Origin of the sequence: Heliomarina baculiformis, assembly GCF_019966545.1 — a bacterium.
Taxonomy (GTDB): Bacteria; Pseudomonadota; Alphaproteobacteria; order Rhodobacterales; family Rhodobacteraceae; genus Heliomarina; species Heliomarina baculiformis.
Map to the genome: position 1 here is coordinate 1 of NZ_JAIMIC010000012.1, position 21,269 is coordinate 21,269.

The following is a 21,269-nucleotide window of genomic DNA, read 5'->3' on the forward strand; positions in this document are numbered from 1 at the left end:
TAATGCCACTTAGAAGACGGCGATCATCAACTCGGGGCTTGCCATGAGACTTCAGAAAGTAAGGGTCTAGACCTCCCTTCTGTGCAGCGCTCAAACAGAAAAGATCACATGGTCACCACTCGTTTTCGAACGGTGAACCATGCACGCCCAACCAATCCAATGAGGCCTAAAACTAAGAGATTTAGCTACCGCCGCTTTGATGGCTTCAACAGGGTAGTTAGGTTGAAGTAGTCCAAAAACATGATCTATTCCAATTGCACTAGGTACACCGGATCGTGCTTCGGCGACTTCATTCAATAGTTTCGCTGCACTCGCATTTACTAAAGTTCGCCGCCCACCCTCTTCATTGACCTTAGCGTGGTCTAGTTTTGGTGCGTCTATTTACATTGGCTTCTGGCTGCTTCAGGCGCCAACTTGGTCAAGGCAATAAAATCCTTCTGAACCAAACATCTGTGTTGCCACTGCAATTCCGTGTGCAAATTGCACCAAGGTGTGAATTTGAGAGCAATCGAAGGTTGGAGGCGACTAGCTTGGCCCTGAAGGTCGAATAGTTCTCAACAGTCATGAAACGAGAAACCATGGAGCCACTAATTGTTCGTAGGTTAACTATTTTTTGATCTGTGGATGTAGTCTGGATTTCAGAACGGTGCGCTGGCTGCAATTCTCGCCCATACGGAGAAGCAAACTTCGCTCACAGGTTCTTAAGGTATCGAAAGTAAGGGATATTTCTTGGTATCTACCATCTTCCAATTGTTTATCCATAAGTCGAACGTGCCGGTTTAGATACAAAGATTTCGGGCTAAAGTATTAAAAAAAAGGGGATTCATCCGTAGATCTTAAGCCAATGTGCGACGAGCAAGTGTTTAAAGGAATTCTAAGTTCGCGCACCGGAAAAAGTGTGCGGAATTTGTTTCTTAGATTAATTGTAGCTATATCAACATCTTATGTTGATCTAGAGAGGTTCGTGTTTTGAGGCCACGAAACGCCGCCGCACACCCTCGGCGTTCAATTGCTAAATCCCAAAGAAATTAGTCAGCATATCGGTCGTAGGTATCTGATTTGTCTCATAAATTTGGTGCCCCCACACGGACTCGAACCGCGGACCTACTGATTACAAATCAGTTGCTCTACCAGCTGAGCTATAGGGGCTGCCGTGACACGAATTGTCTCGACAAAGCGTAACACGCTTTTTCCTTTTCCCGCCTGTGCAGCAAAGGTTCAGGTGCAGGCCGTTTAGCAGGGGTTCTTAGCTCGGACAAGGGCAATTGCTGCAGAATCCGTAGGTAGAGTGCCACGCCGCGTCGACGAGGGAGAGATGGTTGCGTGGGACGTTTGAACGCCTGTTCCAGCGATAAATTTAGCGGCTGACCAGGACGCAGGTAACTCTGATCTGGTTTCTCAAAAAGGACCGTTTGCAGACTTTGGAAACTGAAGCGGCTTTTGCCTATCGATCAGCAAGTGCGCGGGCAAGATATAGCGGCGGCATGAAGATTCGGCGGATCGATGCGAGCGGGAAGGTTGCGAGAGGTTGCTTCATCGCGTCCGGATAACGATCTCTTCCTTGGATCAGTTCAGAAAGAAGCATACCGGAATAACTGCCCATGGCGACGCCGTTGCCATGATAGGCCATACCCGCGTATAGACCAGGATGCCCGGGAACCTGACCGACAAAGGGAAGCCTGTTTCTGGCGATGCAAACCATGCCGGACCAGCTGTGTGGCGATTCCACATTACGCCAAGCCGGGAACATCTGTTCGAAATCGCGGCGATTATTGGCCCGGGCCCGCTGCTCTGCCTGGGGCGACGATTGCAAACCTCCTCTCATGCCGAAGAGAAAGCGCCTGTCTGGCATCAGCCGGAAATAGTGCAGAAGGTTCCGCGTATCGTAGCTCGCCTGCTCACTGGTCCATCCTTGCGCGTCCAGTTCTTCTTGCGTGAGCGCTCGCGTCACCAGCACGTTTGATTGCGCAGGCATGTAGCGCCCGCGCAGCCAGTCAGGGATATCTTCGCTCGAGTATCCGTTCGTGGCGATAATCACCCTTCGTGCATTCACCGTGCCGGAAGGAATGGTAAGCTGAAAGGTCTCCGACAATCGCTTGATATCGGAGATAGGTGCATTGCGAAACAGTCTCGCGCCTTTATTCCCGGCAGCTTCGGCGATACCGAAAAGGTACTTCCTTGGATTCAGCCCAAAGCCGATCGGCAATGTCAGGGCTCCGTGGAAAGGCCCGCCAAGCCCATGCGCGGCCAGATCCTTTTTTTCGATCAGGATCGGCTCAACGCCGGATGCGGAAATCGCCTCGGCCGATTTCCGCAAATCCTCCATGTCCTTTGGGCGGTGAGCAAGTTTAGTTTCACCGTTGGAATGCCGGTCAACGTCCATATCGAAGCGGTCGATCAGGTCCTCGGCAAAACTGACTGCATCTTGCTCGGCCTGCCAGTATTCGCTCGCAGCATTGGATCCAATCCGTCTGCTAAGGGCCTTTTCGGTAATCATCGACCCGCCCAGACAACAGAAACCGCCATTGCGACCTGATGCCCCCCATCCCGGATAATGGGCTTCCAGAAGAGCAACTGAAATCCCCGCCTCGGCAAGGTGCAGCGCTGCGGAGACACCGGTGAATCCACCGCCAATGATGGCAACATCGGTATTTAGGTCGCCCTCAAGCTGCGGCCATTCAGGCGCTTCGATGGTCTCGTCCCACCAGCATCCCGACCGCGGGCCGCTTCCATAGGCATAGTCTGAATAGATGCGTTTCATCAGCTTCGCGCAGCCATAAATTCTTCCTCGCGCTCCCGCACCAATTTGCGCTTGGATAATAGAGAGGCCGTGATCACTCCAACGGTTACGATTGCTATCATAATGGTCGACAGAGCGTTAATTTCGGGACTGACCCCAAGCCGCACGGCAGAGAAAATCTTGATCGGAAGCGTCGTTGCCGAAGGACCGGTTGCGAACGAAGCAATAACCAGATCGTCAAGCGACAGGGTAAAAGCCAGCAACCATCCCGAAATGACTGCCGGGGCGATGATCGGCAGAGTGACAAGCCGAAACGCCTGTGCAGACGAACATCCAAGGTCAAGCGCTGCTTCCTCGAGCGACTTGTCGAATGTTGCAAGCCGCGACGACACGACAACCGAGACGTAGCACATCGAGAATGTCGTATGAGCAAGAACGATGGTCAGCACGCCCCGCTCCAGTCCGATCCCGATGAAGAGCAGCAGTAGTGACAAACCGGTAATGACCTCGGGCATGACCAGTGGCGCGTAGATCATTCCCGAGAACAGCGTACGTCCGAAAAAACGCCCGGAACGGATCAGTACGTAAGCTGCCGCTGTACCAAGGATCGTGGCAAGGGTGGATGAAAAGACGGCCACGCGCAGTGTCACCCATGCGGCATCGAGAAAGGCTTCGTTGGCAAGCAACTCGCCGTACCATTTTGTCGAGAAACCGGCCCAAACGGTGACAAGCTTGGATTCGTTGAAACTGAAGATGATCAGAATGATCATCGGGATATAAAGAAACGCGAACCCGATGGTGAGTGATACCGCGTTAAACCAGCTGAACCTGCTCATTAATCGGCCTCCGATGCACGTTGCTGGTTACGCTGGAAAAGCACGATTGGGATGATCAGGATCAGCAGCAATACCACTGCAACGGCAGAGGCCACGGGCCAGTCGCGGTTCGAGAAGAACTCTTCCCACAGAACTTTGCCGATCATCAATGTCCCTGAGCCGCCGAGCAGCGAGGGGATAACGAATTCGCCCAAAGCCGGGATGAACACAAGGAAGCATCCAGCTATGATACCGTTGCGCGACATCGGTATCGTCACAAGCCAGAAGGCGCTCAGCCGGGAACAACCAAGATCTTCGGCAGCCTCGATCAATGACCCATCAAGCCGGTCGAGGGCTGCATATATTGGCAGAACCATGAACGGCAGATAGGTATAGACGATCCCGATATACACCGCCGTGGTGGTGTTCAGGATCGTCAGTGGCGTCGAAATGATGCCGGTCCATAGCAGGAACTGGTTCAGGAAACCTTCCTGGCTGAGGATGCCCATCCACGCGTAAACGCGGATAAGGAAAGAAGTCCAGAACGGCAGGATGATCAGCATCATGAGCGTCGGGCGCCATTCTTCTGATGCGCGGGCCATTCCGTAGGCGACTGGATATCCGATCATCAGTGTCAGGACGGTCGAGACCAAAGCGATGAAAAGGCTCGAGAGATACGCTTTCCAGTACAGGCTGTCCTGCGTCAGAAAGACGAAGTTTTCGAAATCCAGTTCGGCCAGAAACGCGCCGATGCCTTCATCCCAGCTGAACTGGGGAGAATACGGCGGGATGGAAAGGGCAACGTCCGACAGCGAGATCTTAACGACGATGAGGAACGGCACCAGGAACAGTGCAAGCAGCCAGGCATAGGGCAGGGCGATCAGGGCAAACCGACGCATCAGGATGCTCCTCGTTTCATCGTGCCAGCATCACGCCAGCAGTCGCAGTCCATGACAGCCAGACCTGATCTTCCCAGGTGAAAGAACGGCGTGCGATGCGGCGAGTGTTGGCTGTCTGAGCCTTGATAATCGTGCCGTTCGGCAATTCGACATGATAGGTCGAGAGGTTGCCAAGATAGGCGATGTCGTGGATCTTTCCTTGAACGCAATTATCCGCAGCCTCGGGCCTGTCCGCCGTGATCGTGATCTTTTCGGGGCGGATCGCCATATAGCAGGTTTGTCCGTTGTCGAACTTTGCCGAGGTCGCAGCATGGAGCGCTTGCTGACCCTCTGCCCAGTCGATTTCGTACTGTCCTTCTTCAAGGAACCGGGAACGGCCTTCGATGATGTTCACGTCACCGATGAAGTCCGCGACATAGACGGAATTGGGTGTCTCATAAATGCGATCGGGGGTTGCGACCTGCATCAGCTTGCCTTCGTCCATGACGGCGACCCGGCTGGCGACGGTCATCGCCTCTTCCTGGTCGTGCGTCACGATGACAAACGTGGTCCCGGTCTTCTCCTGAATGTCCATCAGTTCGAACTGGGTATCCTGACGCAGTTTTGCGTCCAAAGCGCCGAGCGGTTCGTCAAGCAACAGAAGTGTTGGCGCTTTAGCCAGTGATCGGGCAAGCGCAACGCGTTGCCGCTGACCGCCGGAAATCTGGTGCGGTTTCCGTTTGGCAAACCGCTCAAGTCGCGTAAGGCGCAACATTTCATGTACGCGTGTCGCGATGGTTTCCTTGTCCTTGCCTTCGCGCTTCAGACCAAATGCGATGTTTTCCCAGATGGTCAGATGCGGAAAAAGCGCATAGGACTGGAACATCATGTTCACGGCGCGCTTGTTCGGGGGCACGGGTACGATATTTCTTCCAGAAAGCTCAATCTGGCCGGATGATGGATTCTCGAACCCGGCAAGCATGCGCATCATCGTCGTCTTGCCGCAGCCCGAAGGGCCGAGCAAAGCAAAGAATTCCCGCTCGTAGATATCGAGCGACAAGTTGTCGATGGCGGTAAAGCTACCGAATTTCTTTGTGACGTTTTGAAACCGGATTAGTGGTTTCTGTTCCGGGTCTTCCCATGGGGCGAATACGGTCGAATTCAAAAGCCGTCCCTCGTTTTTGATTGTCGGGGCAGACCACTGTAAACCTGCCCCGAAGCCCGGTATCAGGTGCCGGATTTTACCTTGGTCCACAGGCGCGTCACGACACGCTGCACTTTGGCACCGTAAGGTGTCGTGGTGTACAGGTTTTCCAGCGTCGCCTCATCCGGGTAGATCGCCGGATCGCCGATCACATCCCCTTCGAGAAATTCCTGCGATGCTTTGTTGCCGTTCGCATAGTATACGTAGTTCGACGCTGCGGCCATGTTCTGCGCGTCCATGATAAAGTTCAAAAAGGTATGCGCGGCTTCCGGATTGGGCGCATCCACCGGAATCGCCATCTGGTCGAACCACATCAGGGCGCCTTCACTTGGCGCATTATAGGCAATTTCGACACCGTTATCGGCTTCCGCTGCACGGTCGCGCGCCTGAAGGATGTCACCGGACCATCCGAAGGCGACACAGATATCACCATTGGCAAGCGCGTTAATGTATTCAGAGTTGTGGAATTTCTGAACATAGGGGCGAACAGCGGCAAAGACCTCTTCGGTTTTCGCGATGGTGTCCGGGTCTTGGCTGTCGGGGTCTTCGCCGATGTACTTCAGCGCAGCCGGGATCATTTCGGTTGGCGCGTCAAGGAAATGGACACCACATTCGGCCAGTTTTTCCATGTTGGCCGGATCGAAGATCAATTCAAGCGAGCCCATCGGGGCGTCCTCGCCGAGAATCTCGGCCACTTTGCCTACATTGACGCCAATTCCCGTGGTGCCCCACATGTAGTTGATGGAATATTCGTTGCCCGGGTCATATTGCTCGGTACGCTTGGCCACCACGTCCCACATGTTTTCGATGTTGGGCAGCTTGGACATGTCCAGCTTCTGAAATGCTCCGGCGCTGATTTGGCGCTGCAGGAATGTACCGGACGGAACGACGACATCATAACCCGATCCGCCTGCCAGCATCTTGGTCTCGAGAACCTCGTTGCTGTCGAAAACGTCATAAATCAGATCAATGCCTGTTTCCTGCTCGAATTTCTCAAGGAGGGACTCGTCGATATAGTCAGACCAGTTATAAACGCGAACCTCATCGGCCGACGCCATCGCGCTGGTCAAAGCAAGCAGCGAAGCCATTGTCAAAGTGTGCAGTCTCATGAGTATCTCCCTAGGCGCCCCGGGTTGTTCCCGGTGGCTTGGATTTGATCAAGTTTTGCCCTTCCTGGCAATGTCCGATATGTTTCCACGGGGGCAGAGACAGCGCAAGGGACGTTGTTTGATCGATGTTTGATCGGAGCAGGGCGGGAATGAAGTTGGTGAAAAATACGGCAGATCAGGCAGGTGTACCAATCCGATCACTGCCCGTGCATGAGCAGGTTTATCAGGATCTTCGGTCACGGATCCTTTTCGGAGAAACCGCGCCGGGGCAGGCGGTCACCATTCAGGGGCTCGCCGATGCGCTGGGCGCTGGCATGACACCCGTGCGCGAAGCAATCCGCCGACTGATCTCTGACGGCGCCCTACTATTTCAGGGCAACCGTCGCGTCATCGTTCCGACCTTGGACATCGCAGCCTTGGAACAGCTTGTATTCATAAGGAAATCAATAGAATCCGAGCTTGCTCGCAGAGCGGCCAGACATGTCGGTCCAGAATTCGTGGACCGGCTGAGTGAGATCGATGCGGCGCTGGATGCAGCCATTTCACAAGGTGACGTTCCGGGTTACTTGCGCTTGAATTACCAGTTTCACATGGCGCTCTATGCGCAGGCCAAGGCCCCAATCATGGCCGAGCAGGCCGACCGTCTGTGGCTCCGGTTCGGCCCCTCGCTAAGGGTCGTTTGCGGTCGCTTCGGCACGCAGAATCTGCCAGACCGGCATAAGGATCTGCTTAGTGCTCTCGCAGCAGGTGACGAAGAAGGCGCAGCCGTTGCCGTGACCCAGGATGTGATCCAGGGCATGGAGCAGATTGCCGCTGTCCTCGAAATCCGAGAGTGATTCGATTGACAGTCAAAAATTTGATCATATTCTGCTCGCAACTTTGACATTGAGAGGATTCAGCCCGTGTCCGCGATAACAAACCACATGCCGACAGCCGAGTTACAAAAGCTGGATTCGGCGCATCACATGCATCCTTTTACCACGGGAAGCGAACTTGCCGCAAAAGGGCCCCGGGTCATCACGCGCGCCAAGGGCGTTTATCTGACCGATAGCGACGGTGTCGAAATCCTCGATGCGATGGCAGGCCTTTGGTGCGTGAACATCGGCTACGGTCGTGACGAACTGGCCGAGGTCGCCGCGCGCCAGATGCGCGAACTGCCCTACTACAATACCTTCTTCCAGACGACGCATGTGCCTGTGATCGCACTAGCGCAAAAGCTGGCCGAACTGGCACCGGGCGATCTGAACCATGTTTTCTTTGCAGGTTCCGGCTCCGAGGCGAACGACACCAACATCCGCATGGTGCGAACCTACTGGCAGATGAAAGGCAAGCCGGAAAAGAATATCCTGATCTCGCGCAAGAATGCCTATCACGGCTCTTCGATGGGCAGCGGTTCTCTCGGCGGGATGAGCGGTATTCACGCTCAGGGCGGTCTACCGATCCCGGACATCCATCACATCAATCAGCCCGACTGGTACAACGAAGGCGGTCAATCCACGCCCGAAGAGTTCGGTCTCGCGCGGGCGCAAGAACTTGAAACGGCCATTCTCGAATTTGGTGAAGAACGTGTGGCAGCATTCATTGCCGAGCCAATTCAGGGTGCGGGCGGGGTGATCATTCCGCCATCGACCTATTGGCCTGAGATTCAGCGCATTTGCGACAAGTACGACATCCTATTGATTGCTGATGAGGTGATCTGCGGTTTCGGGCGTACCGGCAACTGGTTCGGCAGCGAAACCGTCGGCATCCGTCCAGATATCATGACTGTCGCCAAAGGTCTTTCCTCGGGATACGTGCCGATCGGCGGGTCGATCGTCAGCGATGAAATCGCCAGCGTAATCGACAGCGGCGAATTCAATCACGGCTACACCTACTCCGGACACCCGGTTGCAGCCGCCGTCGCTCTTGAAAACTTGCGTATCCTCGAGGAAGAAAACGTCGTCGGTCACGTTCGCAACGTGGCTGGACCCTATCTCAAGGAAAAGTGGGAAAGCCTCGCGGATCACCCGCTGGTCGGCGAAGCCAAGATCGAAGGCATGATGGGCTCGATCGCGCTGACCCCTAACAAGGCAACCCGCGCGAAATTCGCATCTGATCCGGGAACTGTCGGCTACATCTGCCGCGAGCGGTGCTTTGCGAATGCACTGGTCATGCGTCATGTGGGTGATCGTATGATCATCTCGCCGCCGCTGGTCATGAAGCCAGAAGAGATCGACATACTGATCGAGCGCGCCCGCATCTCGCTCGATGAATGCTGTGATAAGCTCAAAGAAGACGGTCTGCTCGTCTCCGCCAGCTAAAAGCGTTCTGCGCTCTCCCGCAAGGGAGGGTGCACCCGGCGATCAAGCTGTCAGCTGATCGCCCAGACGTTCCAGCATGGTCAGGCAGCTTCTCATCTGTTCGACGCTGACGAACTCATCGGGTTTGTGCGCCTGCTCGATAGAACCAGGCCCGCAGACCACCACCGACATGCCAAGTTCCTGGAAAAGCCCGGCTTCAGTGCCAAAAGGCACGACATGGGCGCCATTCGCGCCGACAAGCCGCGAGACGAGATCCCGTGCAGCATTGTCATCCATGACTTCAAGCCCGGCGACTTCCCCAATGACCTCCGTCACGATATCGGCGTCGGGGTGAACGTTCTGCATAGCGGGCAGCAACTCGCGTTCGACAAAATGGTGAATTGATCTTTTTACAAACTCGCCGTCGCTGTTCTGAACCGGTCGCATTTCCCATTCGACCTCTGCTTTGCCGGCGATCACGTTGTGCGCGACACCACCGTGGATGGAGCCAACGTTGATTGTCGTCCAGGGCGGGGTGAATGGGCTCTGGATCGGCGCGCGCTGAACAAGATCGTTGCGCAGGCTTAAAAGGTGCATAACGTATCGCGCGGCGTACTCGGCTGCATTCACGCCCAGATCCGGAGAAGACCCGTGCCCCTCAAGACCGTTGAACCGGACGGTGTATTCGCAGCATCCTTTGTGGCCTTCGATCACCCGCATTGATGTCGGTTCGCCGATGATGGCCATTGCAGGTTTGATGCCGCGTTTGCGCAGCTCTGGGACGAGAGACCGTGCGCCAAGGCAACCGACCTCTTCATCATAGGTGAAAGCGAAATGCAGCGGCCGTTTCAGCTCCAATTGGCTGTATTCACGCGCCATCACCGTTGCCGCCGCGATAAAACCCTTCATGTCGCATGTGCCACGTCCGTATAGCCGTTCCTCGTGCTCAAGCAGAACAAAAGGATCGCTGGACCAGTCCTGATCTTCGACCGGCACCACATCCGTGTGGCCAGACAAGACAAGCCCCCCATCGCCTTCGGGACCAAGCGTCGCGAACAGGTTCGCCTTTGTGCCGCTCTCGTCCGAGAACAGATCGACACGGGCCCCACAATCTCCAAGCCGGGAGGCAAGGTCCGCGACCATTTCGAGATTGCTGTCCGCCGAAACGGTCGGGTAACCGACCAGCGACTGCAGCAGGTCCAGGGTATCCTCCAGCCGATCCGTCACGGCTTCACGAAAAGCTGACGGGGGCGGTTGCAGAAGGTTTCCGCCGCCCCGGTTTCTCGGATGAGAATGCTCTCGGTGATTTCCAGCCCCCATGTATCGCGCCACAAGCCCGGCATGAAGTGGAACGTCATTCCCGGCTCAAGTACGGTTTCGTCGGTCGAACGCAAAGAGATCGTACGCTCGCCCCAGTCCGGGGGATAGCTGAGACCGATGGAATATCCACAACGCCCAACACGGTCGATCCCGTGCCGGTTCAAAGCATCTGACAAGGCATTTGCAATATCGCAGGCGCGGTTGCCTGCACGGCCTGCCTCCAGTCCGGCTTCGAGCCCTTCGACAATCGCGGCCTCGGCGGCAAGGATATCCTCGGTCGGTTTGCCAAGGAACAGGGTTCGGCAGAAGGGCGTATGATACCGGCGGTAGCATCCGGCGATTTCAAAAAATGTCGCTTCGCCGGACTTGAACGGCCTGCCGTCCCACGTCAGGTGAGGCGCTGCGGCGTCATCGCCCGACGGTAACATGGGCACGATGGCAGGATAGTCACCCCAAGCGTCCCCCACGCCGCGAATCGCATCCCGGTAGAGTTCCGCGACAACTTCGTTCTTCGCGACACCAGGTTCGACTCTTTCCAGCAACCCGTCGATCATTTTTTCGGAGATGGCGGCTGCCTTGCGCATGAAGGCGATTTCTGCCTGCGATTTAACCGCTCTCAGGTGATTAACGACGCCTGTCGCGTCCTCGAAAGTGGCATTGGGCAGCGACGCTTCAAGTATATGCATCGCCTTGGCGGAGAAGTAATAATTTTCCTTCTCAACACCGATCCGGCCCGCCGAAAGGCCTAGGCTGTCGAGCAGAACCGAAAGGTCCTGCATAGGGTGCAATTCGGTTGATTGAACGAAACTGTCTTCATACCCGATTACACGATCAAACCCCATCCAGACGGTCCGCAAGGCGCCCTGCGTATCCATCAATCTCCCCCACCATATGGGGTCGGAATCGGGAAGAACTACAACACCTTGATGCACGTAAAACGACCAGCCGTCATACCCGGTCAGCCACGCCTGATTGGAAGGATCGGTCACGAAAAGCGCGTCCAGACCGTGTTTCGACAGGGCTTGTCGGGTCTTTTTCAGGCGCGTCGCGTATTCTTCGATCGAAAAGGGCAGGGCCGACGCTGTCATATACTTTTGATCCTTCTGTTACGTGTGTTCTGGCGCCAGCCATATCTGAAATTCTCGGGCGTGAACGTCAAGCTGCCCCGAAATTCGGTAAAACTGTTTGTTTTTCGCTCTTTTACCCCATGTTGCTGCCTTCAAATAATCATTCTCGTCAAGTTGGTTGCACTCTGGCGGTTCTCTGTGATTACATCTGTTCATGAAAACGCAGGAAAAACTGCGAAGTCCAAGGGGAGCCGCTTTTGGCTGATACGCAAAACACAGACGCGTTCGTCGAGTTCGAACGCGTACAAAAAAGCTATGACGGCGAGAACTTGGTCGTCAAAGATTTGAACCTTTTCATGCCCAAGGGTGAATTTCTCACCATGCTGGGGCCGTCAGGTTCCGGTAAGACGACATGTCTCATGATGCTTGCCGGTTTCGAAACCGCGACGCACGGCGATATCCGACTCGACGGCACAAGCATCAATAATATTCCGCCGCACAAACGCGGCATCGGCATGGTCTTTCAGAATTATGCCCTGTTCCCGCACATGACAGTTGCCGAAAACCTCGCCTTCCCGCTTGAGGTTCGCAAGATCGGTAAGTCCGACCGAGAAGCCAAGGTCAAGCGCGCGCTGGACATGGTTCAGATGGGCGATTTTGGCAGTCGGCGGCCAGCGCAGCTTTCGGGCGGTCAGCAGCAGCGGATCGCATTGGCCCGCGCGCTGGTTTTCGAGCCCGAACTGGTTCTGATGGATGAACCGCTCGGCGCCCTCGACAAGCAGCTTCGCGAAACACTGCAGTTCGAAATCACGCGGCTCGCCCATGATCTAGGCATTACGGTTGTCTACGTGACACACGATCAGACCGAGGCTCTGACCATGTCAGACCGCGTGGCTGTTTTCGATGATGGGCGTATCCAGCAGCTCGCGCCGCCGGACCAGCTTTATGAGGCGCCCGAGAACAGCTTTGTCGCGCAGTTCATTGGCGAAAACAACACGCTTGAAGGCGTCGTCAAAGAGATCAACGGCGATTCCTGCCTTGTCGAACTCGACGGGGGCGAGGTCATCGCCTGCAAGCCGATTAACGTGAACAAACCGGGCGATCGCACCCGCGTTTCGATCCGACCGGAACGTGTCGAATATAATAAAGACCGGCTTCAGGAAGGCGCGCACACGCTCAAGGCCGAAGTGCTTGAGTTTGTTTACATGGGGGACATCTTCCGGACGCGGCTTCGTGTGGCTGGAAACGATGACTTTGTCATCAAGACGCGGAACGCGCCGGATGTGGAACGTCTTAAACCGGGCAGCCAGATCGAAATAGGCTGGTTGCCAGAGGATTGCCGCGCGCTTGATGCGTAGTGGCTGAAATGTATCGCGATGGGCCCCGGCCCACGCGATATTCGATGCGGAGCGAGGATAACGCCCGTTCCACCGTTCCGCAGCAAACCAATCGGGCTAAAAAGTCTGGGAGTAATTATTCTATGACACTACGCAAAACCATTCTCGCAACGTCGGCACTTTCCGTGATCGCCGGTGCGGCTGTCGCTGAAATGGCCAATGACATGACCCTCGTTTCCTGGGGCGGCGCCTATCAGAACAGCCAACAGAAGGCCTACGTCGAGCCCTACCTCGAAGCTCACCCGGAAGTCAGCGCGACATGGGACGAAAGCTCTGCCGAAGCAGTTGCAAAGCTACGCGCCATGAACGAAGCGGGCAACATCACCTGGGATCTGGTTGACGTTGTTGCAGCCGACGCCATCCGTCTCTGCGACGAAGGTCTGGCGATGGAATACGATCCGGAAGAACTGCTCGCCGAGGGCGAAGACGGCTCATCCGCCGAGGATGACTTTGGCGACCTGATCGTCAGCGACTGCTTCATCCCGCAGATCGTTTACTCGACCACCTTTGGCTATCGCACGGACATGGTTCCGGAAGGCGTCGATGCACCGAGCGAAATCTGCGACGTGTTCGATCTGGAAACATATCCGGGCAAGCGCAGCCTCGAAAAGCGTCCGATCAACAACATGGAATGGGCGCTGCTCTGTGATGGCGTTGCCAAAGAAGACGTCTACGACGTTCTGGAAACCGAAGAAGGTCAAGAGCAGGCATTGGCCAAGCTCGACACCATCAAGGACAGCGTGATCTGGTGGTCCGCGGGTGCAGACACGCCGCAGCTTCTTGCCGATGGCGAAGTTTTCATGGGCTCCACCTATAACGGTCGTCTGTTCTCGGTCATCGAAGAGCAGGACCAGCCGGTTGCAATGATGTGGGACGCGCAGGTGTTCGACCTTGACGGCTGGATCATCCCCGCCGGCCTGCCCGAAGACCGTCTGGCACGCGTGAAGGACTTTGTTAAGTTCGCCACCGACACCCAGCGTCTTGCCGATCAGGCAGCTTATATTTCCTACGGTCCGGCACGTAAGTCCTCGGCACCGCTGGTTGGCAAGCACGCCGATCTCGGTATCGACATGGGTCCGCATATGCCGACCGATCCGGAGAACGCGGCCAACACCTTTGTCTATAACTATGGCTTCTGGGCTGACTACCGCGACGACATCGACGCGAAGTTCCAGGCTTGGCTGACCAAGTAAGTTACTGACAAGACACGACGGGGCCTAGTTGGGCCCCGTCACCAAACAAAGGAATTTCAAAGCATGCCCAAGGGTTACTGGATCGTCCACGTTACCGTCACCAACCCCGAGGAGTATGCGGAATACGTCCGGCTCGATACGCCGATCGTCGAAGAATACGGCGGCAATTTTCTTGTGCGGGGCGGGCAAAGCGAAACGCCCGAAACGCCCCAGAAAGACCGCCATGTGGTGGTAGAGTTCCCTGATCTCGCTGCCGCTCAGAAGTGTTATCATTCAGACGGCTACCAAAAGGCCGCAAAGATCAGGATGGCGCATTCAGACAGCGATATCGTCATCGTCGAGGGGACATGAAATGACCAGCACGACAGAGACCAATGTGCCACTTGAAGGTCCGACGCCGGATGACGGATTGCGCGCTGCTGAACAGTCCGGTCCGATGCTCGCAGCGGACGGGACGCCGCTGAAACGCAGTCTGGCAAGGGCGCTGCGTCGCGAAAAACTGCGGGCTTTGATGCTGATCGCCCCGCTGTTGCTGTTTGTGCTGATTACATTTATCGCGCCGATTGGCGATATGCTGCTGCGCTCCGTGCGCAACGACATCGTGGCCGACACGCTCCCGGAAACGGTCGAGCAGCTCGGCATGTGGGATTCAGCGCAACAAGAGCTTCCGGACGATGCCACATGGACGGCGCTTTACATCGATCTGGTGCTCGCCGAAGAGCAAAAGTTGCATACCCGTCTGGGCAGCCGTCTGAATTATGAACTCACCGGCGCATCCTCGCTATTCCGCAAGACCGGGCGCGCGGTGGGTAGGTTCGATACCGACGTTTATACCGATCAGTTCGTCGCGCTGGATGATAGCTGGGAGAACGCCGCCACCTGGGTGAATATGTTTGATGACTCCGACATTGCGGAGGCATTGCCCCTGACCGCGCGGACTTGGGAGCGCTGGGTTGATTATCTGGAATCCGAAGACGACATTCCCGCCGAGGAAGACGTCGAGGATTTTCTCTTTACTGCGCTTTACGCGGACCTGACCCGGGAGGGCGCCGACGTATCGGGCCTGTCTCCTCGGCTGGAGCAAGCGGCCGCCGCAGTTTCGGGTTTTGAAACCGTCGATCTGCGAGAACAGTTCGAGGACGCGGATGACGACTGGCTAGATCCGGAAATCATGCGCACGATCCAGACCTATTCGCCGCGCTATACCTCGGGATATTTCCTGAACGCGGTGGACGCGCAACTGACAGCAGATGGCGTCAGCATGCGCCCCGAGAACCAGCAGATCTATGGAATCCTGTTCAAGCGCACGATTTTCATGTCGCTGACCATCACGTTGAGCTGCATCATTCTCGGCTATCCGGTCGCCTGGATTCTGGCCAACCTGCCGACCCGTTCTGCAAACCTGCTGATGATCCTCGTCCTTCTACCATTCTGGACGTCGCTTCTGGTGCGCACCTCGGCGTGGAAAGTGATGCTGCAACAGCAGGGGGTCATTAACGATACGCTGGTCTGGTTAGGGCTCGTCGCCGACGATGCCCGATTGGTGATGATCAACAACCAGTTCGGTACCATCGTCGCGATGACGCATATCCTGCTGCCGTTCATGATCCTGCCGATGTATTCGGTGATGCAGACCATCCCGCCCTCCTACCTGCGCGCCGCGAAAAGCCTGGGCGCAACCAACTGGACGGCCTTCTGGCGCGTGTATTTCCCGCAATCAGTTCCCGGAATTGGCGCAGGGTCGATCCTCGTGTTCATCCTGTCCATCGGTTACTACATCACGCCGGAAATCGTCGGCGGTACGACAGGTACCTTCATTTCCAACCGGATTGCCTACCACATTTCTTCGTCTCTCAACTGGGGACTGGCTGCGGCGCTAGGCACGATCCTGCTCGCCGTCGTGCTCATCCTCTACTGGGCCTATGACAAGATCGTAGGCATCGACAACGTGAAGCTGGGATAAGCCAATGACTGCGAGCGATATCGTCATCACCGCGACAGAGAAAAAGCCGGTGTCATTCTATGCGTCTGTCGCGGCGGCAGCCGGGGCATTCGCAGGTATCTTCGTCGGAGCGGCACAAGGGTCGACTCTGCTGGGGTTGATCTGCGGCGCGATCCTAATGGCTATCGTCGCGTATGTAGCGGTCGAAATTCTGGGGCGCAGACAGGAAAAACCGCTGCGCTGGGGACTTGTGATCCTCTTTGCCATCGTCGGCTTTCTGTTCGGCGGCACGCCGGGTGGCGTGATCGGAGCGCTGTTTGGCTGGTTTTTTGGCTGGTTTGTCTACTGGCTTGGCTTCAACCGTTACCGGGCACATCTCGTGCCCTACCTCACACCGGGGCAGGTACTGTGGCACTACGCCTTCCGGGTGATCTGTGGAGCGATTTTCGTCTTCCTGATTACACCGATCCTCGTCGTTATGCCGCTTTCCTTCAACGCCGAGAACTTCTTTACCTTCACGCCGGAAATGCTGCGGTTCGATCCCGAAGGATATTCGCTGCGCCATTACCGCGACTTCCTGACGAACACGGAATGGACCAACGCGGTGAAGAACTCGCTGATGATCGCGCCGGTTGCGACGCTGATTTCGGTAAGCCTCGGTACGCTGGCGGCCATCGGCCTCAGCCAGTCCCATGTGCCGGCAAAGCGCGCCATCATGGCGATCATGATTTCCCCGATGATCGTTCCGCTGATCATCTCGGCGACCGGCATGTATTTCTTCTACTCGAAGATCGGGCTTGTCGGCACCTACTGGGGTATTGTGCTTGCGCATGCCGTTCTCGGTATTCCCTTCGTGATCATCACGGTCACGGCTACACTTGTTGGCTTTGACAAGTCCCTCACCCGTGCGGCGGCCAACATGGGCGCCGATCCGGTGACGACTTTCTTCCGGGTGCAGATGCCGCTGATCCTGCCAGGCGTGATCTCGGGCGGCCTGTTTGCTTTCATCACGTCCTTCGACGAGGTTGTTGTTGTCCTCTTTGTGGGCTCTGCCGAATTGCAGACCCTGCCTTGGCAGATGTTCACCGGTCTGCGGGAGCAGATCTCTCCCACGATCCTTGCCGCTGCGACAGTTCTGGTGGCGATCTCCATTGCCCTGCTGACGGTCGTGGAATTGCTGCGCCGCCGGTCCGAGCGGCTTCGCGGCATGTCACCGGGCTAAGAAACCCGTTCCGACAGAAACAAAAAAGGCGCGCCTCAGACCGAGACGCGCCTTTTTAGATTCTGCTGCGAAATTACCGCAACCGTTCAAGAAGCCTCAGCGAAGCATAACCATCCGGCTGCATGCCTTCCGCCACCTGATAGGCCCGTACCGCGTTGATGGTCAGCGGTCCGATACGCCCGTCGATCTTCTGGGTGTCATACCCCTTGGAGGTCAGACGCTGTTGCAATTCCTTGCGTTCGGTGAAGGTCAGCGCACGATCTCCGCGCGGCCAGTCTCCCTTGATCGCGGGCTTGCCGACGATCCGGTCGCTCAGGTGCCCGACACCGATCACATAGGCGTCTGCCGTATTGTAGCGCTCGATGACGTCGAAGTTGCTGAAGATCATGAACGCCGTTCCCTTGCCGCCTGCTGGAAGAAGGATAGACGCTTCACCGTGATTGGGCACTGCACGCCCGTCCATATCCGTGATCCCCAGCGCGGACCATTCCGCCGGCGATTTCATGACATTGCGGTTCGCGAGCATAAAATCAAAGCTCGATGGCAGCCGCACTTCGACGCCCCACGGCTGGTCCTTGGTCCAACCGAAATGTTTCAAGTAATTGGCGGTCGATGCCAGCGCGTCGCTCGGATCGTCTGACCAGATATCCCGTTTACCATCGCCGGTGAAATCCACCGCGTGTTCCTGAAAAGACGTGGGCATGAACTGCGTATGTCCCATCGCGCCCGCCCAGCTTCCCTTCATCCGGTCCGGCGTCACGTGGCCATCCTGAAGGATGCGCAGGGCCTGCATCAGCTGTTCCTCAAAGAACTCCTTCCGTCGCGCATCATAGGCAAGTGTCGCAAGGCTGCGGATCGTGCTGTCGGTACCCCGATAACTGCCATAGGCACTCTCAAGCCCCCAGATCGCGACGACGACCTGCTTGTCGACGCCATATTGCGCCTCGATCCGGTCGAGAACGGCGCGGTGCTTGTTCAGCGCCGCCTGCCCGTTGGAAACGCGCGCGCTGGACACGGCGGTATCAAGATATTCCCAGATCGGTTTCGTAAACTCGGCCTGGTTGCGGTCACGACGGATGGCGTCGGGATCAAAGGTTACACCGGCAAAAGCTCGGTTGAGCGTGTCGCGGCCAATTCCCCGCGCTTCGGCGCGCTGTCGGAACTCACCAAGCCATGTACCGAAGTCGTTTCCGTCCTTTTGCACCACCTGCGTCTCGCCCTTTGCCGCTGCCGTCTTGGGGCGATCCTCCGGTCGCGGAGATTCGTCTATCGCCGCCGCTGCGAGATGAATCAGATTATCCTGCGTAAAGGGGCGGATGTTCGGCCTGATCGAGGCGTCGGGCGCCCCGCTTATGGCTGTCGTTCCCCAAAAAGTCGCAAGGCATACTGCACTTGATAAAATGCGCATTTTCTTTGTCCTGCTTTCTGCTCATCTTCGAGTCTAGCCTCAAATCGCTTTTTCGCAAAGCGACCAATCCGACGAATCCGCAAAGTTTCGCGCATGGCGGGTGCGAAAAGCCTGTTTGACATTTCACCACGATTGGGTCGAAATCGCTGCGAAATTGTAAAGGAAGTACCTCGTGATTGATCTGGACAAGGTTCGCGCCATCGATATCCACACCCATGCCGAGGAGCCATGCGGTTGCCATGCGGATGATGGGTACGATGACCTGCAAAGTGCGATGGCCAAGTACTTCGGCGCCCCGTGGGATCATCCGCCCACCATCGAGGAAACCGCCGCTCATTACCGCGAAAAGAATATCGCCGCTGTGATCTTCCCGGTCGATGCCGAACGCGAAACTGGCTACCGACGTTACAAGAACGAAGAAGTAGCTGAATTGGCGGACCAGCATTCGGACATCCTTATTCCATTCGCCTCAATTGACCCGCACAAGGGCAAGCTCGGCGCTCGGGAGGCGCGTAATCTTGTCGACAATTACGGCGTGCAGGGATTCAAGCTGCATCCGACCATGCAGGGTTTCTATCCGAACGACCGCATGGCCTATACGCTGTACGAGGCGATTGCTGAAACCGGCAAACCCGCGCTTTTCCACACTGGGCAGACCGGCGTCGGTTCGGGCATGAAGGGCGGCAACGGCATGCGGCTCAAGTACTCCAACCCGATGTATATCGACGATGTGGCCGTGGATTTCCCGGACATGCCGATCATTCTCGCACACCCGTCCTTCCCGTGGCAGGAAGAGGCGCTGGCCGTCGCCCAGCACAAACCGAACGTCTACATCGATCTCTCTGGGTGGTCGCCAAAGTACTTCCCGCCGATCCTGATCCGCTATGCCAATACGCTTCTGAAGAAAAAGATGCTTTTCGGTTCCGACTGGCCGATGATCGCGCCAGAGAAATGGCTCGATGCCTTCGACAAGGCCGATTTCCGGGACGAGGTGCGCCCCGGTATCCTCAAAGACAACGCAGCGCGTCTGCTGGGTCTCAAGTAACCAACCGGTCAGGCGATGGGGATCAACGGTTTCCCGTCGCTGCCGACCTGTTCGGTATCCAAGGGGGCAAAGCTTGACGCATCGGCCCGCTGCCAGCGGGTCAAGTACCCGTTGCCAAGACTTTCGCCTCGTAGCAGGAATCCTTCGGGCAAATAGGGATAGATCTGGTGACCCGTCACCATGTCCCGGTCCTTTTCCCGCATCATCAGGTGATAGGGCTGAAAGCCCCCCGGGTGGTCTAGTCCGGCAGCTCCCGTCAGCTCGCCCAGCGCGCGCAGGGTATTCTTGTGAAAACGGTAAACCCGCTCGGCCTTGGTGGGCACGTGTAGCGCCCGCTGACGCCGCTCATCCTGTGTTGCCACGCCCACCGGACAACGATTGGTATGGCAGGACTGCGCCTGAATGCACCCGACAGAGAACATGAAACCACGTGCGGAATTGGCCCAGTCTGCACCAAGCGCCAGCGCTTTGGCGATTTCGAATGCGCTGATCAGCTTGCCAGAGGCCCCGATCTTGAGCCGATGACGCAGCCCCGCGCCTCGCAAAGTGTTGTGGGCGAACGTAAGGCCTTCGATCAATGGCATACCCATGTGGTTCGCGAATTCGACGGGTGCAGCCCCCGTGCCGCCTTCCTTGCCATCAATGACGATGAAATCCGGTACGATGTCGGTTTCCAGCATGGCCTTGACGATGCACATGAATTCCCGCCTGTGTCCGATGCACAGCTTAAAACCCACCGGCTTTCCGTCGCCATGCTCCCGCAGTGTGCCGATGAACTGCATCAGTTCGATGGGGGTCGAGAACTCGGGATGCGCCGAAGGCGAAACGCAGTCCTGGTCCATCGGGATATCCCGGGCTTCTGCGATTTCCGGAGATATCTTCGACGCGGGTAGGACGCCGCCATGCCCGGGTTTCGCACCCTGGCTCAGCTTCAGCTCAATCATCTTGACCTGCGGGTTGCGCGCCTGCTCGGCGTACTTCTCAACGTCGAACCGGCCTTCGGGCGTACGACAACCGAAATAGCCGGATCCGATCTCGTAGATCAGGTCGCCACCGCCTGCCCTGTGATACTTGCTGATTCCGCCTTCCCCGGTGTCATGAGCGAACCCACCTTTCGCCGCACCGGTGTTCAGCGCCTGGATCGCGTTGGCCGATAGCGCGCCAAAGCTCATCGCTGAGATGTTGTAGATCGATGCCTCATATGGCTTCTTGCACTGTTCTCCGCCGATCTTGACGCGAAAGTCATGACCCTCGAGATGCTTGGGGACGACGGAATGGGTGATCCACTCGTAGCCGGAGTCATATACCCGCTGTCGCGTGCCAAACGGTCGTTTGTCCTCGACGCCTTTCGCGCGCTGATAAACCAGCGAGCGCTGATCACGCGAAAACGGTTCTTCGTCCTGATCGCTTTCGATAAGGTACTGACGGATTTCGGGCCGGATTTCTTCGAATAGATAACGCAAATGCCCGATCACCGGGTAGTTTGCGAGAACCGCGTGACGCTTCTGGAAATAATCGTAAACCCCCAGCAGAGCCGTCAGACCAAATACAACGGCCGGCAGCCAGAACCACGCGCTGCTCCCGATGGCAGCGATGCACAGAATGGCAATCACGGCCGAGCCGATGAATATCATGTATCTCATGTGGTCT

The 21,269-nt window shown here is 56.5% G+C and carries 17 protein-coding genes, 1 tRNA gene and 1 pseudogene; 8 read left to right on the forward strand and 11 right to left on the reverse strand.

The features are described 5' to 3' along the window. From MF268_RS21250 to MF268_RS21280, 7 genes and pseudogenes are all read right to left on the reverse strand, one after another. Positions 1 to 94, reverse strand: a pseudogene (locus tag MF268_RS21250) (IS5/IS1182 family transposase); the annotation flags it as partial. 979 nt (positions 95 to 1,073) lie between these two features. Further along, positions 1,074 to 1,149: transfer RNA gene (locus tag MF268_RS21255), tRNA-Thr, on the reverse strand. Between the two features lie 295 nt (positions 1,150 to 1,444). Continuing rightward, positions 1,445 to 2,761: an NAD(P)/FAD-dependent oxidoreductase gene (locus MF268_RS21260; protein WP_238372869.1), complete on the reverse strand. Its 1,317-nt coding sequence runs from the start codon at positions 2,759 to 2,761 to the stop codon at positions 1,445 to 1,447. Then, positions 2,761 to 3,576 (reverse strand): ABC transporter permease, encoded by an 816-nt coding sequence (locus MF268_RS21265; RefSeq protein WP_238372870.1) that lies wholly within the window; start codon positions 3,574 to 3,576, stop codon positions 2,761 to 2,763. Before MF268_RS21265 ends, MF268_RS21260 begins: the two co-directional genes overlap by 1 nt. After that, positions 3,576 to 4,454, reverse strand: a complete 879-nt coding sequence (locus MF268_RS21270; RefSeq protein ID WP_238372871.1) for an ABC transporter permease subunit — start codon at positions 4,452 to 4,454, stop codon at positions 3,576 to 3,578. The genes MF268_RS21265 and MF268_RS21270 overlap by 1 nt, the downstream gene beginning before the upstream one ends. Positions 4,455 to 4,470: 16 nt before the next feature. Beyond that, positions 4,471 to 5,598 (reverse strand): ABC transporter ATP-binding protein, encoded by a 1,128-nt coding sequence (locus tag MF268_RS21275; protein WP_238372872.1) that lies wholly within the window; start codon positions 5,596 to 5,598, stop codon positions 4,471 to 4,473. A 62-nt stretch (positions 5,599 to 5,660) separates the two neighbouring features. Further along, positions 5,661 to 6,746: a polyamine ABC transporter substrate-binding protein gene (locus tag MF268_RS21280; RefSeq protein WP_238372873.1), complete on the reverse strand. Its 1,086-nt coding sequence runs from the start codon at positions 6,744 to 6,746 to the stop codon at positions 5,661 to 5,663. 149 nt (positions 6,747 to 6,895) lie between these two features. Here MF268_RS21280 and MF268_RS21285 point away from each other — a divergent pair, with 149 nt between their 5' ends. Both MF268_RS21285 and MF268_RS21290 read left to right on the forward strand, forming a co-directional pair. Further along, on the forward strand, positions 6,896 to 7,582 hold the full coding sequence (locus MF268_RS21285; RefSeq protein WP_238372874.1) for a GntR family transcriptional regulator: 687 nt from the start codon (positions 6,896 to 6,898) through the stop codon (positions 7,580 to 7,582). Positions 7,583 to 7,648: 66 nt separating this feature from the next. Next, complete coding sequence (locus MF268_RS21290; RefSeq protein ID WP_337926827.1) at positions 7,649 to 9,046, forward strand: aspartate aminotransferase family protein; 1,398 nt, start codon at positions 7,649 to 7,651, stop codon at positions 9,044 to 9,046. 42 nt (positions 9,047 to 9,088) lie between these two features. Here the strand turns inward: MF268_RS21290 and argE are convergent, their stop codons facing one another. Together argE and MF268_RS21300 are read right to left on the reverse strand one after the other, a co-directional pair. After that, positions 9,089 to 10,252, reverse strand: a complete 1,164-nt coding sequence (argE, locus tag MF268_RS21295; RefSeq protein WP_238372875.1) for an acetylornithine deacetylase — start codon at positions 10,250 to 10,252, stop codon at positions 9,089 to 9,091. Beyond that, positions 10,249 to 11,433: a M24 family metallopeptidase gene (locus MF268_RS21300; RefSeq protein ID WP_238372876.1), complete on the reverse strand. Its 1,185-nt coding sequence runs from the start codon at positions 11,431 to 11,433 to the stop codon at positions 10,249 to 10,251. The genes argE and MF268_RS21300 overlap by 4 nt, the downstream gene beginning before the upstream one ends. A gap of 236 nt (positions 11,434 to 11,669) precedes the next feature. Here MF268_RS21300 and MF268_RS21305 point away from each other — a divergent pair, with 236 nt between their 5' ends. The 5 genes from MF268_RS21305 to MF268_RS21325 all read left to right on the forward strand — a co-directional run bounded on the left by MF268_RS21305 (position 11,670) and on the right by MF268_RS21325 (position 17,166). Further along, on the forward strand, positions 11,670 to 12,770 hold the full coding sequence (locus MF268_RS21305; RefSeq protein ID WP_238372877.1) for an ABC transporter ATP-binding protein: 1,101 nt from the start codon (positions 11,670 to 11,672) through the stop codon (positions 12,768 to 12,770). Positions 12,771 to 12,892: 122 nt separating this feature from the next. Next, a complete protein-coding gene (locus MF268_RS21310; RefSeq protein WP_238372878.1) occupies positions 12,893 to 14,002 on the forward strand; it encodes an extracellular solute-binding protein in 1,110 nt (369 codons plus the stop codon). A 63-nt stretch (positions 14,003 to 14,065) separates the two neighbouring features. Then, positions 14,066 to 14,353 (forward strand): DUF1330 domain-containing protein, encoded by a 288-nt coding sequence (locus MF268_RS21315; RefSeq protein WP_238372879.1) that lies wholly within the window; start codon positions 14,066 to 14,068, stop codon positions 14,351 to 14,353. A 1-nt stretch (position 14,354) separates the two neighbouring features. Next, positions 14,355 to 15,965, forward strand: a complete 1,611-nt coding sequence (locus MF268_RS21320) for an ABC transporter permease (RefSeq protein WP_420485453.1) — start codon at positions 14,355 to 14,357, stop codon at positions 15,963 to 15,965. Positions 15,966 to 15,969: 4 nt separating this feature from the next. Then, entirely contained in the window at positions 15,970 to 17,166 is a 1,197-nt protein-coding gene (locus tag MF268_RS21325; RefSeq protein ID WP_238372880.1) for an ABC transporter permease, read from the forward strand. 73 nt (positions 17,167 to 17,239) lie between these two features. Here MF268_RS21325 and MF268_RS21330 read toward each other — a convergent pair whose 3' ends face one another. Further along, complete coding sequence (locus tag MF268_RS21330; RefSeq protein WP_238372881.1) at positions 17,240 to 18,574, reverse strand: lytic murein transglycosylase; 1,335 nt, start codon at positions 18,572 to 18,574, stop codon at positions 17,240 to 17,242. A gap of 172 nt (positions 18,575 to 18,746) precedes the next feature. Between MF268_RS21330 and MF268_RS21335 the strand changes: the two genes are divergently transcribed. After that, on the forward strand, positions 18,747 to 19,619 hold the full coding sequence (locus tag MF268_RS21335; RefSeq protein ID WP_337926828.1) for an amidohydrolase family protein: 873 nt from the start codon (positions 18,747 to 18,749) through the stop codon (positions 19,617 to 19,619). Positions 19,620 to 19,627: 8 nt separating this feature from the next. Here the strand turns inward: MF268_RS21335 and MF268_RS21340 are convergent, their stop codons facing one another. Then, complete coding sequence (locus MF268_RS21340; protein ID WP_238372882.1) at positions 19,628 to 21,262, reverse strand: FMN-binding glutamate synthase family protein; 1,635 nt, start codon at positions 21,260 to 21,262, stop codon at positions 19,628 to 19,630. Positions 21,263 to 21,269: the final 7 nt, after the last annotated feature.